The 12,616-nt window shown below is 61.4% G+C and carries 17 protein-coding genes; 6 read left to right on the forward strand and 11 right to left on the reverse strand.

Annotated elements, in window-relative coordinates; genetic code table 11:
- Nucleotides 1-16: 16 nt before the first annotated feature.
- From CXR25_RS07660 to CXR25_RS07695, 8 genes are all read right to left on the reverse strand, one after another.
- Nucleotides 17-1,237, reverse strand: coding sequence for a N(5)-(carboxyethyl)ornithine synthase (locus tag CXR25_RS07660; protein WP_101583620.1), 1,221 nt, complete (start codon nt 1,235-1,237; stop codon nt 17-19).
- 112 nt (nt 1,238-1,349) lie between these two features.
- The gene (locus CXR25_RS07665; protein ID WP_096146804.1) at nt 1,350-2,333 is read right to left on the reverse strand and encodes an ArsA family ATPase; all 984 of its coding nucleotides are present in this window, start codon (nt 2,331-2,333) and stop codon (nt 1,350-1,352) included.
- Complete coding sequence (locus CXR25_RS07670; RefSeq protein ID WP_009883731.1) at nt 2,324-2,611, reverse strand: cory-CC-star protein; 288 nt, start codon at nt 2,609-2,611, stop codon at nt 2,324-2,326. The genes CXR25_RS07665 and CXR25_RS07670 overlap by 10 nt, the downstream gene beginning before the upstream one ends.
- Before the next feature lie 21 nt (nt 2,612-2,632).
- Complete coding sequence (locus CXR25_RS07675) at nt 2,633-4,360, reverse strand: carbon starvation CstA family protein (protein ID WP_125240484.1); 1,728 nt, start codon at nt 4,358-4,360, stop codon at nt 2,633-2,635.
- A 106-nt stretch (nt 4,361-4,466) separates the two neighbouring features.
- Nucleotides 4,467-4,970 (reverse strand): mycothiol transferase, encoded by a 504-nt coding sequence (locus CXR25_RS07680; protein ID WP_069599936.1) that lies wholly within the window; start codon nt 4,968-4,970, stop codon nt 4,467-4,469.
- Nucleotides 4,971-5,018: 48 nt separating this feature from the next.
- A complete protein-coding gene (arfB, locus tag CXR25_RS07685; protein ID WP_101583619.1) occupies nt 5,019-5,459 on the reverse strand; it encodes an alternative ribosome rescue aminoacyl-tRNA hydrolase ArfB in 441 nt (146 codons plus the stop codon).
- 24 nt (nt 5,460-5,483) lie between these two features.
- Entirely contained in the window at nt 5,484-5,897 is a 414-nt protein-coding gene (locus tag CXR25_RS07690) for a PH domain-containing protein (protein ID WP_069599938.1), read from the reverse strand.
- 9 nt (nt 5,898-5,906) lie between these two features.
- On the reverse strand, nt 5,907-6,479 hold the full coding sequence (locus CXR25_RS07695; protein ID WP_009883736.1) for a 1-acyl-sn-glycerol-3-phosphate acyltransferase: 573 nt from the start codon (nt 6,477-6,479) through the stop codon (nt 5,907-5,909).
- Nucleotides 6,480-6,923: 444 nt separating this feature from the next.
- Between CXR25_RS07695 and CXR25_RS07700 the strand changes: the two genes are divergently transcribed.
- A complete protein-coding gene (locus CXR25_RS07700; protein WP_096158607.1) occupies nt 6,924-7,433 on the forward strand; it encodes a hypothetical protein in 510 nt (169 codons plus the stop codon).
- An 85-nt stretch (nt 7,434-7,518) separates the two neighbouring features.
- Here the strand turns inward: CXR25_RS07700 and CXR25_RS07705 are convergent, their stop codons facing one another.
- Nucleotides 7,519-8,097, reverse strand: coding sequence for a hypothetical protein (locus CXR25_RS07705; RefSeq protein ID WP_035278964.1), 579 nt, complete (start codon nt 8,095-8,097; stop codon nt 7,519-7,521).
- 92 nt (nt 8,098-8,189) lie between these two features.
- Here CXR25_RS07705 and CXR25_RS07710 point away from each other — a divergent pair, with 92 nt between their 5' ends.
- Nucleotides 8,190-8,876, forward strand: a complete 687-nt coding sequence (locus CXR25_RS07710; protein ID WP_101583617.1) for an SDR family oxidoreductase — start codon at nt 8,190-8,192, stop codon at nt 8,874-8,876.
- An 87-nt stretch (nt 8,877-8,963) separates the two neighbouring features.
- Here the strand turns inward: CXR25_RS07710 and CXR25_RS07715 are convergent, their stop codons facing one another.
- Complete coding sequence (locus CXR25_RS07715; protein WP_069599941.1) at nt 8,964-9,608, reverse strand: dihydrofolate reductase family protein; 645 nt, start codon at nt 9,606-9,608, stop codon at nt 8,964-8,966.
- Nucleotides 9,609-9,692: 84 nt separating this feature from the next.
- Here CXR25_RS07715 and CXR25_RS07720 point away from each other — a divergent pair, with 84 nt between their 5' ends.
- The 3 genes from CXR25_RS07720 (at nt 9,693) to CXR25_RS07730 (ending at nt 11,202) form a co-directional block, all read left to right on the forward strand.
- Nucleotides 9,693-10,184, forward strand: coding sequence for a winged helix-turn-helix transcriptional regulator (locus CXR25_RS07720; RefSeq protein WP_101583630.1), 492 nt, complete (start codon nt 9,693-9,695; stop codon nt 10,182-10,184).
- Between the two features lie 177 nt (nt 10,185-10,361).
- The gene (locus CXR25_RS07725) at nt 10,362-10,694 is read left to right on the forward strand and encodes a VOC family protein (protein WP_125240485.1); all 333 of its coding nucleotides are present in this window, start codon (nt 10,362-10,364) and stop codon (nt 10,692-10,694) included.
- A gap of 13 nt (nt 10,695-10,707) precedes the next feature.
- Nucleotides 10,708-11,202, forward strand: coding sequence for an SRPBCC domain-containing protein (locus tag CXR25_RS07730; RefSeq protein ID WP_101583614.1), 495 nt, complete (start codon nt 10,708-10,710; stop codon nt 11,200-11,202).
- Here the strand turns inward: CXR25_RS07730 and CXR25_RS07735 are convergent.
- Nucleotides 11,131-12,018, reverse strand: a complete 888-nt coding sequence (locus tag CXR25_RS07735; protein WP_101583612.1) for a carbohydrate kinase family protein — start codon at nt 12,016-12,018, stop codon at nt 11,131-11,133. The genes CXR25_RS07730 and CXR25_RS07735 overlap by 72 nt on opposite strands.
- A 120-nt stretch (nt 12,019-12,138) precedes the next feature.
- On the opposite strand from CXR25_RS07735, the gene CXR25_RS07740 reads away from it, so the two are divergent.
- Nucleotides 12,139-12,597, forward strand: a complete 459-nt coding sequence (locus CXR25_RS07740) for a DUF2695 domain-containing protein (protein WP_164513955.1) — start codon at nt 12,139-12,141, stop codon at nt 12,595-12,597.
- Nucleotides 12,598-12,616 lie beyond the last annotated feature (19 nt).

A 12,616-nucleotide genomic window follows, 5' to 3' on the forward strand; every position in this document is an offset into this window, starting at 1 on the left:
GCTCGAGATCGTGGACTCAGCCCACCTCGGCGATTTGGGCGTAGGGGTACTCAGACTCCCGGTTCTGAAAACTCAGGATGCTCGGATTCTTGATCTCACCGTTCTGGATCTCGATCGCCCGGGAGATGGTGGGGACCTGTGACCACGCATCCGGCCCCTCCAGAACTGTGCGCAGATACGGCAGAATCGCTTCGCTGATCTCCCACGTCGCCGAGTTCCACAGGTACGACGGGGTGTGATCGACGGCGTAGTAGTTGACGCCTTGTCCGACGGTGAACATCGGATTCTCGAACCCGGTGGGCTTTGCCCATTCGAAGCCCATGCCCTCATCGCAGGAGACATCGATGATGAGACTGCCGGGAGCGAACTCCTTCAGATCTTCGGTGCGCAGGTAGGTCATCGGCGCGGAAACGTCTTGGAGCGTGCAGTTGAGCACGATGTCGTGTGAGGCGAGGAAGGTCGGGAGGAGCACGTCGCCATTGTCCGTGACCACAGTTGACAGGTGGGTCGGACCGTCGCCGGTGTTGAGCTGGGTGATGTGCGCGCTGTGAATCGGCGAACCCACTGCCGAGGCCCCTCTTTGAGTGAGGACCTGGATGTCGTAGATTCCCTGGGCCTTCAGCGCAGTGACAGCTCCTCTGGCGGTGGCACCGAACCCGATGACGACCGCACTCATTCGTGGACCATAGTCACCGGTCGAACCTCGAAGGCTCAACGCGTGCTGAACAGAACAGTAGCCGGCGAGTTCGTTGTTCTTGTGGAAGACGTGCAGGCTGAAGTCTCCCTGACGAGTCCAATGGTTCATCGCTTCGAATGCGATGAGTGTGAGCCGGCGGTCGATCGCGGTCTGCGCCATGGCCACGTCCTGCACGCAGTGCGGCCAGCCCCACAGAACGCGGCCTTCGGGAATCGCCTCGACGTCCGCAGCCTGCGGTTTCGGCAGGAGGAGGACCTCAGCGGCCGCAATCACTTCGGAACGTGCCGCGACTCGTCCGACCCGAGACTCGATGTAGCCGGGCTCCAGCTGAAAGTCCTCAGCGTAGCCGCGTTCGACGATCATGCGAGCTCGCACTTCGGGGTCGATGCGATCGAGGTGGTGAGGGTGAATCGGGAGTCGGCGTTCGTTCTCCATCGAGGACTCGGCGAGCAGGCCGAGGGTGAGGAGACCGTTGGTGGGTGGTCCATCATTCGCCGAGGCGGTGGAGTCGGCAGTGGTCATGTGAGCGGTGCCGGTCATCCGGCCTCCCATCGTTGGGGAACCAGAGTCAGCTCCGCCTTCGACTATACGCTGAACCCGCCCGGAACCGACTTTCCGCGCAATCAACGACACTGCTGAGCCTTGATCGTGCTCAGGACAGCGATCGTGCGAAGTTTGTCAGAGCTTGGCGTCCAACCAATTCTCCTGGCACCAACGGGAGTTCGGACAGAGGGATGTCGGGCAGCATCTGCCGCACTCGTTCAATCTGTGAGTCTTCGACGTCACGGCGATCCTTGAGCAGTTGCCCCGCGTCCGAGGGGGAACGCCGATTGGCGACGAGCGCCGCCAACGGAACTTTGATGTCCTTGAGCGATTCCGCCAGCTCCAAGGTCTCCGCAACCGGCATCCTCTCGGGAGTGAATACGACGAGGAATCCGGTGCGCAAACGGTCAGTGACGACCTTTCGCAGATTCTCGAAACGGTCTCTGCGGCGAATGAGCGTGCGACGGAGCTCAGCATCCGCCTCGGCGGCGGGATCAGCGCTGGAGGTGCCCGCGATGCTGCGCATCGCCGCGGAGTAGCGTTCTGAGCGATCACGATTCTTCAGCAGCGACTCGGTCCAGGTCGTCAGCTGCGCGGGCAGGGTGAGGAGCCTGAGCGTGTGGCCGGTCGGAGCTGTGTCGAAGACGACGAGGTCGTACTCCTCCAAGCCCAATGCGACTGCGTCGGCCACCCGTTCGAGGACCGCTGATTCGAAGCTGCCAGGCGCTTCCCGCGCGAGGGCGAGATGACGCTGCGCATGAGGGCGCATGCGTTCGGGCAGCATCCGCCTCATAGTGCGTTCGACGGAAGCCAGATGGCGTTCGAGCGTGGCCTTCGGATCGATCTCCATTCCATCGACGATGCCGCCGGAAGCATCACCGTCGGTGAAGGCAATCAGCCGCTCGGGCGCATCGCCGACCTCACGGTCCCAGAGATGTCCGAGATTGTGCGCCGGATCCGTGGAGACGACGAGGACGCGGTGTCCCTTGAGCGCATGCGCGATGGCCAGGGACGAAGCTACCGTGGTCTTGCCGACACCGCCCTTTCCGCCGACGAAGACTACGCGAAGACCGTCTATCGAGTTCAACAGCATGCGATGTGGTCCAGAGGAGAGTCGGGCATGCCCATGCGGCGATGCCAGGCATGGAAGTCCTGGTAGAGGCTGGGGAGGAACTCCGCAGTGTAGTAGGCGGCAGGATCCGGTACACCTAGTGCCTCGCCCAGAACGATCAGGGTGAAGAAGTCGTCCTCATTCTGCTTCTCCCGGGCAAACATCTGACGGTACGGTCCCTTGTAGAACTCCTCCAGGCCGTCGCGGAACGCGGCCCAGCGCTGGGCGAATTCCTTCGTCCAGGGCTGGGCCGCGTTCATACCGCTGTCATCGGGCAAGGATCAGACCTCTTCGCGTACGGCTTCGATCTTCTCGTCGGCGTCCTCGGGCTCCGGCGGGTCCGATCGAGCTCGGATGATCGCTCTGATGCCTTCGATCGCTACGAACACGCTGCTGACGATGATGATGCAGTCGATGGCGAAGAGCAGCCAGTCCGCGCTTCCCGGGGTCGCGAAGCTGAAGAGCTGGTCGATCGCGGCCCAGAACGACATGACGAATACGATGGCCAACGGTATGAGCGCCGGCCACGGATTGCGCCGCTTTCGGATGAGCATGACCGCGAGGATCATCAACGTCAACGATGCCATCAGCTGATTGGTCGTACCGAAGAGCGGCCAGATGCGCAGACCGCCTTCTCCTCCCAGCCCCTGTGAGAATGTGAGGCCCATGCCGAGTACGACGACGACTCCTGTCGCCGTGTACTTGCCGATCCTGAAGTTGACGCGTTCGCCCATCTCTTGAACGACGAATCGCATGAGACGGAATCCGGTGTCGAGCGAGGTTGCGGCGAACAGCACTGCCATCGTGGCGAGCACCGTGGTGCTCAATGACGCAGGCAGGCCCAGACCGGATTCCATGAGCATGCCGCCGCCCTGGACGAACGACTGCACACCGGCTTCACCGAACTTGCTGTAAAGCTCTTCCCACTCAGCCACGGTGCGAAGTCCGGCGGAGATCGCGATGATTGTTCCCAGAGCCAGGAGGCCCTCACCGACTGCGCCGAAATAACCGACGAAGCGGGAGTCCGTCTCCTTGTCCAGCTGTTTGGAGCTGGTTCCTGAGGAGACCATGCCGTGGAAACCTGAGATAGCGCCACAGGCGATTGTGACGAAGAGCAGCGGCACGATGCTGGGGGTGCCCTCCGGGACATTCATGTTGATGGCCGGGGTCACGATGTCGTGGGCACCGTCGGCGACGAACATGCCGATGACCACAGCCCCGTAGAGGAGGATGAGTCCGATGAACAGCTGCACGCCATTGATGTAATCGCGCGGCTGCAGCAGCACCCACACCGGCAGCAGAGAAGCGAACGCTCCGTAGATGAACAGCGTCAGGATCCAGAATACAGTCGGCGTCATGCCGAGGAAGGTCTCCGGCAGGACCACGGGTACAGCATCGCCGAGGACGATGAGTCCGTAGAGCGCGACGACGCCGACGATGGTCACCGCCACCAACGGCATACGCAGACGGTATACGGCCACGCCGACGAGCAGAGCAACGCCGATCGCGCCCCACGTCGGAATGACCGCGGTCGGAGTGGAGATGAGGAGTCCCGTGATGACAACAGCGAATGCTGCGATCACCATCAGAAGCAGGATGAAGATTACAATCAGGAACAGACCAGCGCCGCGTTTGCCGATATAGCGGCCGGACAGCGCACCGATTGACTGGCCCTTGTTGCGAACTGAGGCCCATAGCGCGCCGAAGTCGTGCATACCGGCGAAGAAGACAGTGCCGAGTGTGACCCAGAGGAACGCAGGCACCCAGCCCCAGATCAGCGCGACGGCTGGCCCGACGATGGGCGCGGCGCCTGCAACCGAAGTGAAGTGGTGGCCCCAGAGGATGAATTTGTTCGTGGGGACGTAGTCGACCCCGTCGGTAAGTTCGTGGGAGGGTGTGCGGAAATCGTCATTCAGGCGATAGACGCGTTTCGCGAGGTACTTGGAATACACAAGGTATCCGAGTGCCAGGATCGCGAGACCGATCACCATCAGGAGGACGGGACTCATCAAGTGTGCCTTTCGTCATTGCGTCATTGCGCAGACAAATTGAAGTTCAGTCGTTGCTGTCCTCCAGTGTATCAACGTCAGCGTTTCGTTTGAACTTCCTCAGTATTCAGTGTGAATGGTTGAGGGCACCTGCTGCGTAGGCGGCCTGACCGACGTGAACGGCAGCGTCATCGATGATCGACGCCAGGCGCACCCCGCGAGTGACCGGGGGAGTCCAGTTCTCGTCGATGATTTCGCCGAGGTCGGTCTCCGAAAGTTTACCGACGTAGCGGCCCAGCGCACTGAGCGTGGCTTCCACATAGTCGATGAGCAGCTGCTGATCATCGACCTTGATCTCAGCCGCCTGCTCGGGTGTGTGCCCGAGACCGACCGCATCGCCGGGTTCTCCGAGTTCGAAGCGATCTCGGAACTTGATCCACACCTGCTCGTCACCAGTGAGGTCGGAGAGCTGGACATCGACCTCACGCCCGCTGTGCCAGAGCAGCCAGGCAATCGAATTGGGATGGCCACCGGGGTGGGCGTTGAGCTGATCGGCGGAGAGTGCCGGCAGATTATTTGCTGCATCGACAGGACGGTGGGCGAAATCGGTGAGGATCTCAATGCTGTTCATAAGGCCCATTGTGCTCTTCGTGATCGCACATGTCACCAGGCGAAGATGTCAGTCGAATCGGGGCCGTCTGCGGTTCTGCTTGATCTCGGAACGACGTTGCTCGGTCCGGACTCTGCGGCGGCGCGAGTTCCGTGATGGTTTGGTGGCGCGGCGCTCCACGGGTGGGGCGAGTGCCTCTCGCAGGAGCTCGGCGAGTCGCTGCCTGGCGGCATTGCGATTCCTCAGCTGCGAGCGCTGTCCTTCGGAACTGACCGTCAGCACGGTGCCCGCGAGCCTGGCTGAGAGGCGCTCGAGCACCCGGGAACGCTGCGTCTCGGTCAGTGCGGTGGTCGCGCCGAGGTCGAGGCTGAGTTGAACTCGGGAGTCTGAGGTGTTGACGTGTTGCCCACCGGGTCCGGACGAACGCGAGAACTGCTCCGCGAGATCTCTTGCTGGGACCACGAGTCCGACGGGTATGCCGGGGCCGGCAGGGACTCTCAGGTCATCCACGGAATTGGTCTCCTCATGTGCCGATCAGCGGTGGCCGCCGGAGATCATCTGGTTGAGGGAGTCGACGAACTCCCGTGCGTTGATCTCCCAGTTGTACATCATGCGGAGGAACGTGCCGCGATGAGAGCTGACGATGATTCTGCCGGAGAACATGGCCCCCTTCAACGTCGCTCCTGAGACGTCACGGGCAGCGACTTCACCCCGCTTGCGCCAGAAGCCGAGCACACCACTGCGAAGCAGGAGAACGCGTCGATCGGTGACGAGCATCAGAGGATCGACCCACGTCCACCCGTTTCCTTCGAGCGCGAGATGAACGAATTCACCGTCGTCGAGGAAACGGTCGACGACGACCTTGAATGCACTGAGCGGAGCCGGCTTCTCCCGGTGGCGGTTGAGTGCTGCAAGCAGGGAGGATGCAGTGCGAGACGAGCCGTTCATGATCTCAATTTAGAGTTCGAGCTCTTCACACAGTCGCGGCACAACCTGCTTTTCCGGCCTGATACCTGACTTATCGGCGTAGAAGGCACGGATGCGATCCATATCGGCAGCGATATCACCTGTGATGTCGATCGTGGGTCCGAGCCCGGTGGTCATCGTGGTCCGATCGACGTAGCCGAGTGTGACCGGCATGCCGGTCTTCTCGGCAATCCGATAGAAACCGGACTTCCAATGAGTATGTCCACCGCGAGTGCCATCAGGGGTGACGACCAGGCCGAAGACCTCGCCGGCATGGACACGTTCGATCACCTCGGTGACAATACGGCTGGGATCGGAACGGTCAACTGGAATGCCGCCGAGCCCGCGCATGATCGGTCCACGCCAGCCTTTGAACAGACTGTGCTTTCCCAGCCAATGCATCTCGATTCGCTGAGTCCAGGCGATCGAGAGCATGAGGACGAAATCCCAGTTGGATGTGTGAGGGGCGCCGATGAGCACGGTGGGACGATTCGGGGCAGGCTGGGTGACCAGCTTCCAGCGGCTGAATGTCCAGAAGGCGCGGGCGGCAAGGCGTCGAAGCATAGTGACTACGTTAGAGGACGCCGGCGGCGTTCCTTCACAGGAGGGACCACATGTTCGGGTGGGGACCGCCGCATGATTGGCCGGCTGGGACCCACCAGGCGTCAGCTGCGTCACCCAGCAGCCGTGCGAGTGCCCGATTCTCTGCGATTCCGGGAAGAGCTGACCGGGGAACAACTCGCGTCCATCCGGCGACCTCGCCAGCGACGAAGGCCAACAAGCCGATCGGCACGGTGCGTAAGCATAAAGCCCACTGGCTGCATCAACGTGCAGGAGAGGCAGGGAAGAATTGGTACGTTGGCATCATGGGATTCAATACAGCCATCCTCATCGCCGATTCCGTATTGACTGACGACACCGTGAAAACGCTCAATCTCGTCCCTGTAGGGGGGGGGGCAGATCACCGCCGAGGCTGTTCTGCTCACTCCATCTGACACCCGTGCCTGCGTGGTCAGGGAGGGTGGATCGACGATCATTCTTGACGGCGGCGAGTCGCTTACGACCGCCGCAGACGAGGGCAGACTCGGCATACCGGGCACAGTCCACTTCGCCGCCACCGTTTCAAGTGTCGACTTCAGCGAATTCACCGTGGTGAGCAACGGCGAAATCGTGCGTCACCTGTGTTACGAGGACGGGGAGACGACGATTGACGTCGGCGAACCTGTCCCCGGAGAATCGCGTTGGCTGATCACGGCCGACGACGGCGACGATGAGACCCGAACTGGTGAACCGGCCGAGGCTGAGATCGAAGTCGACGGTGACATCCTGATCCAGAAACTTCCAGAGATGGCCGGGCTGTCCCCAGACCTTGACGTCTTCGCTCTAGTTGGAGCCGCGTACGACGCGTTTGAGGAGCAGGGAGAAACGACAGACCCCGGTGCCCTCGAAGGCGAAGAGACCGGGGAAGAAGGCAGTGCAAAGCGGCCTGGGTTCTTCGGACGTCTCTTCGGCCGGTGAACCACGGAGGATTCAGCGGAATCGCAGTGCAACCTCGGCGATGGGGACGTGAGTCCGATTGAGGGGACCCCTGGTTATGGGCGAATCATCGGATCTGCCTCGCATACCGTGCGTGCGCTGCAGTTAAGAGCTCAAACAGTTGCCTGTGTGAGAACTCGAAACCGTTGCGGAGAGTGATCCGTCGAGCGAAGAGGCCGGTGCGGCCACGTCGCTGGACGGAATCTCGAGTCAGGTAGTAGATGACGTACTTGGGTCCTGGCCTCGGGGTGACCGTGTCGAGGGTGATCCGTTCGATCTCATTCCACGACACGAACGACGCCGGCAGAACCGCCCCTCGGTGGGACTCCACGAGACCGGCATTGGACACCACGAGCGCATCTGCCCGGCGGAGGCGATAACCGACTGCGATCGGAGCCACGACAAGACAGCCGACGATGCCGATAGCGAACGCCCACATCCGCGGATTGAAGGCGAAGAGCACCCAGCTGACATTGCGTTCCACACTGCCCGAGACGATGAGGACCGAGAGTCCGACGAGTACCGCGCCAATCACGAGTGCTAAGCACAGAATGACGATGAGTTTCCGGGACGAGGTTCCCACGACGACACTTCGCCCACGATCCATGGCATGCAGGGCAGCAGCAGTGTTCAGGGGCCTCGACATGGCTATGAGAATACCCGGTGTGGAATAAATCGCCGCCATTCGGGGCTGTTCCCAATGACAGTGCCACCAGCACACCGACGAAGGAGGAACACATGTCTGATGCAGACCGCGTAGTCATTCTCGGAGGCCACGGAAAGATCGCACTCATGGCCGCACCCAAGTTCAAAGAAGCCGGATACTCGGTGGATTCCGTCATCCGCAACCCGGATCAGAGCGCCGAAGTCGAGGCAGCAGGCGCAAACGCTGTCGTCCTCGACATCGAATCGGCGGAGACGGACAAGCTCGCGGAGCTCTTTACCGGAGCAAAGGCCGTGGTCTTCTCGGCAGGCGCCGGCGGCGGCAATCCTGACCGGACCCGTGCTGTGGATCTTGAGGCAGCGAAACGCTCCATCGATGCCAGCGCGCAAGCGGGAGTCGATCGCTACGTCATCGTGTCCTATGCCAGCGCGGGCGTCGACCTCGACCGGGTCGACCCGGAGAGCTCGTTCTACCCTTACGTTGAAGCGAAGCACGGAGCAGATGAGCACCTGCGTGCAAGCTCCCTGAATTACACGATCCTCGGGCCCGGCGGTCTGACCTCGGAGCCGTCGACGGGCAGCGTGCTGCTGGCCGATGACTCCGGTGACGTCGACGGCACGACCCCGGACAGTGACACCCGAGTGACCTCACGTGAACTCGTCGCCGATGTCATGACCCATGTCATCGCCAACGATGCCGCGAAGCGAGAGACCGTGAACTTCTACGACGGTGACACCCCGATCGCCGAGGCTGTGAAGTAAGGCTTCGCAACACATAGACTTCGCGACACACAGATGGGGAGATCGAACTCAGCGTTCGGTCTCCCCATTGTCGTTCTTACGACGTTGTCACCCTCGATCTTTCCTGTTCCAGAGCTGGTGCGTCAGCCCGCTGGATGAGCCGATGGTCTCGATCGTGAAGCGGTCTTCGATGCCGCTGATGCCCTCCCACAGCGAAACCCCCGTGCCCAGCGTGATCGGCACGATCGCCACATGCATGAAGTCGATGAGGTCGGCGGCGAGGAATTGGCGAATGGTCGACGGACCACCGCCGATGCGCACGTCAAGGCCGTTCGCGGCGTCGACCGCCTGACTCAGGACCGCCTCGGCGGTGGCATCGACGAAATGAAAGCTCGTCCCATTGGGGAATTCCATCGACTCCCGAGGATGGTGAGTAAGGACAAAGCACGGAGTCTTGAACGGCGGTTCCTCGCCCCACCAGCCGCGCCACCCATCATCGGGCCACGGCCCCTCCTGCGGCCCGAACTTCTTCCGACCCATGATCTCGGCGCCGATGCCCTGACCCCACATCGCGAACAGCGCACGATCAAGTGTCACGGGTCCATCGACTCCGCCGATCCCTTCGATTCCTTGTCCGTCGAACCAGCCGAAGAGAGCTTGGGCACCGCCGATCGGCTCGTCGAACGTCACATAGTCACCGGCGGAATAGCCGTCGAGTGAGACGAATTGACTGTGGACGCGTACTCGAACCATGATCACTCCGATGTGATTGTCAGCGATGATTGAGTCAAGCGTAGAATGTAGTGATTGCTGATTGCAACCACTTGGGAGGATGAATTGCGAAGCGAACCGCGCTCGGGCTGTGCGATCAATGCGGCCGTCGAAGTCCTCGGTGATTCCTGGAGCCTCATCGTGCTCCGCGACATCGTTTTCGGCAATCGGCGTCATTTCCGCGAGCTCCTCACGCTCAACGACGAGTCAATCGCCTCGAATATGCTCTCCAGCCGTCTGAAGAAGCTGGTCGACGAAGGCCTGCTGACTCGGGCGGACACGGTTCGCGGTCAAAAGGCCGCCTATTCCCTCACCGAGGCGGGGATCCAAGTCGTGCCCGTCATGGTCGCACTCGGCACCTGGGGAATGAACCACCGCCCGACCTCTCCCGAGCTGACGGTGAGATCCCGAATTCTCGCTGAGTCGCCCGAGCTGGTCGATGATCTCATGGACGAACTTCGGGAGGCCCACCTCGGCGCTGTCCTTCCTGAATCACCTCGGCCACGGGCTTCGGAGCGTCTGCAGGCCGAGTATGAGGCTGCGCTCGGAAAGATGTGATCAATCTTCTGACCTTCGCATTCCTCGCCTGGGGCTGCTTCTCACTGACGCCATCTGGAATGTGAGTGCGTAGAAGGCCTTGTCTGAGCCGGGGCTGTGTGCTTCTATGGAGTGAGTAGTTGCACTATGCAATTGCTTTGCGTATGGAATCGACTCATCGATCTCAAAGGAGCGATCATGTTCACCGGACTGATGGCCAGCATCATCGTCAACTATCAGGACCAGGCGCACGACTGGTACTCGAAGGTCTTCGAACGTGACCCCGATGCCTCGCCGATGCCGGGACTGCTCGAATGGCATTTCGGAAGCGAGTTCGGAGTCCAGGTCTGGGCCGAGCCGCAGCGTGCAGGATACTCGACCGCGGTGATCGGGGAGTCGGACATCGGTGCACTTGCTGAGCGGCTGACGGCTGCTGGTGTCGACTACGGTGGACCAGAGCCGGGCGGTGGACAGCGGATTCTGCAGATCGCTGACCCAGACGGCAATCGAATCGTCTTCTCCGGTGAGTGAGGCAAGAGCTCCAATGAATCCCACGACCGACACCATTCGACTGAGCACGGAGATCGCACGTCCCCGCGGGGACGTCTGGGAGGCCTTCGCTGACACCGAAGCCAGGCAGCAGTGGAGTGCCCCAGCCGGCGAAAGGGTCCTCTACGACTGCGATGACTTCCGGACCGGAGGCCGTGCGGAATATCGTTGTGGGAGCCCCGAAGGGCTCGAGTTCAGTGCGGCCATCGACTATATCCACGTCGAAGTGGAGAACTTTGCCGTTCACACCGACACGGTGTGGCGTGGGGACGAGCTTCTCGCCACAGGGGTGGTCACCTGGTCCTTCACCGACGTCCCCGCAAGCACGCTGGTGACGATCGTGAACCAGGTGGTGTCGTTCGTCGGCGCCGACATGATCGACGGCAGCCGGAACGGTCACCGAATCGCCATCGAGCAGTTAGGCGCCTTCTTCGCCGGCCCAGGGGAGGTCCGCTCCAGCACGACTGACGGTGATGGCCGCCCGTCGTGAGGCATTCTCGCCGAGGTCGGCGAGCACGACCTCATCCACGTTCTCGAAATGGCTGCCTGCGCCCTGCAGATCGTGCACAAGAGAAGCCATGAAGGTATCTCCGGCACCGATCGTGTCCCTCACCTTCACTGCTCCTGCCGGAACTCTCACCCTCGACGATGCGGTCGAGAGGATCGAGTCCTGCGATCCGCAGGTGAGTGCGACCAGTTTGGCCCCGAGGCGAAGGATCCGATCGATCTGGGCATCGGCACTCTGTCCGGGATAGAGCCAGTCCGCGTCGACATCACTGAGCTTGACGACATCGACACGTGTAGCAAGTGACTCGAACCGAGCCAGCGCCAGTTGTCGGTCTCCGATGATGGAGGGCCGGATATTGGGGTCGAAACTCAGCAGTGCTGAGGAGTCTCCTCCACGCTGGAGGAGAGAATCGACCGCAGCGGCACCGGGGGAGAGGAACGCTGCGATCGAGCCGACATGAATTGCCGTCCATTCGCCGCTGTCGACCAGTGACGCATCGGGGTCCCAGCGCAGTGAGAACTCGTATTCGGCAGAGCCGTCCGTCGACAGCAGGGCTCGTGCCGTCGAGGTCGAACCGGTCGGGCGTGCATGCACACGGACGTGCGACTCCCGCAGGTGAGCCAGAAGGAACCCACCGTGAAAGTCATCTCCGACATCGGTGAGCAGCTCGGCATCGGCACCGAGGCGCCCCAGGCCGAGAGCGACATTCGCCGGCGCACCGCCCGGAGCATACCGATCCGGTGATCCGGCCGAACTGACGATGTCGATGAGAGCCTCACCGATGACAAGAATGCTCATGGGCTCGATTCTATGCGCACACGACCGTTCGGGTCCCTCATCAGCACGAATAGTACGCATATAGTTCAGAGACAGACTTTGCCATCAGTTCATGTCAGTGCCGTCTGGAATCGTTGCCGCATGGACAAAGACACCATGGAATCAGAAGTCAGAACGATCGTCGATGCAGCCTCAGCCCGCATCCTCACACCGAGGGCAGGCGAATGCTTGGTCTGCTACGTCTTTCGCCAGCTCGGCGAATTCGGCTGCGACGGAACACATCGATTCGCCCAGACCTTCCGGGACCGAACAGCCCCTCGAGCCACTGCGCTGATGGAACGCTTGGGAAGCATGGGCGCCTGCTGCTGTGACTGCGAGGTATTCAACAACGCCTACACCTTCTCAGAACGTCCATGGATCACCGGGGCAGCATTCGGTGCAGACATCGGCACAGGGTTCGAATCCCACGAGCCGGTCGACCTGCGTGAGGAGTTCGGCGTCAACGAACCGCCTGCAAAGATCTTCTATCTGTGTTGCCAGTTCGTACGTCGAGGCTCGACACAGCCGTGCCCGAACTGGGTGCGAATGAGTCGGTGGTGAGAAGCAGCGAGACGAGGTT

The sequence above is a fragment of the Brevibacterium aurantiacum genome (assembly GCF_003932995.1).
Lineage (GTDB): Bacteria > Actinomycetota > Actinomycetes > Actinomycetales > Brevibacteriaceae > Brevibacterium > Brevibacterium aurantiacum.

What these genes read in the sequence shown, in the direction of transcription:
- CXR25_RS07715 (WP_069599941.1), bottom strand. Translation starts at nt 9,608, where the DNA reads ATGGTTCGAGTACGCGTCCACAGTCAATTCGTCTCACTCGACGGCTAT.
- CXR25_RS07730 (WP_101583614.1), top strand. Translation starts at nt 10,708, where the DNA reads ATGAATCCCACGACCGACACCATTCGACTGAGCACGGAGATCGCACGT.
- CXR25_RS07670 (WP_009883731.1), bottom strand. Translation starts at nt 2,611, where the DNA reads ATGAACGCGGCCCAGCCCTGGACGAAGGAATTCGCCCAGCGCTGGGCC.
- CXR25_RS07710 (WP_101583617.1), top strand. Translation starts at nt 8,190, where the DNA reads ATGTCTGATGCAGACCGCGTAGTCATTCTCGGAGGCCACGGAAAGATC.
- CXR25_RS07680 (WP_069599936.1), bottom strand. Translation starts at nt 4,970, where the DNA reads ATGAACAGCATTGAGATCCTCACCGATTTCGCCCACCGTCCTGTCGAT.
- CXR25_RS07665 (WP_096146804.1), bottom strand. Translation starts at nt 2,333, where the DNA reads ATGCTGTTGAACTCGATAGACGGTCTTCGCGTAGTCTTCGTCGGCGGA.
- CXR25_RS07660 (WP_101583620.1), bottom strand. Translation starts at nt 1,237, where the DNA reads ATGACCGGCACCGCTCACATGACCACTGCCGACTCCACCGCCTCGGCG.
- CXR25_RS07725 (WP_125240485.1), top strand. Translation starts at nt 10,362, where the DNA reads ATGTTCACCGGACTGATGGCCAGCATCATCGTCAACTATCAGGACCAG.
- CXR25_RS07690 (WP_069599938.1), bottom strand. Translation starts at nt 5,897, where the DNA reads ATGAACGGCTCGTCTCGCACTGCATCCTCCCTGCTTGCAGCACTCAAC.
- CXR25_RS07740 (WP_164513955.1), top strand. Translation starts at nt 12,139, where the DNA reads ATGGACAAAGACACCATGGAATCAGAAGTCAGAACGATCGTCGATGCA.
- CXR25_RS07705 (WP_035278964.1), bottom strand. Translation starts at nt 8,097, where the DNA reads ATGTCGAGGCCCCTGAACACTGCTGCTGCCCTGCATGCCATGGATCGT.
- CXR25_RS07735 (WP_101583612.1), bottom strand. Translation starts at nt 12,018, where the DNA reads ATGAGCATTCTTGTCATCGGTGAGGCTCTCATCGACATCGTCAGTTCG.
- CXR25_RS07695 (WP_009883736.1), bottom strand. Translation starts at nt 6,479, where the DNA reads ATGCTTCGACGCCTTGCCGCCCGCGCCTTCTGGACATTCAGCCGCTGG.
- CXR25_RS07675 (WP_125240484.1), bottom strand. Translation starts at nt 4,360, where the DNA reads ATGAGTCCCGTCCTCCTGATGGTGATCGGTCTCGCGATCCTGGCACTC.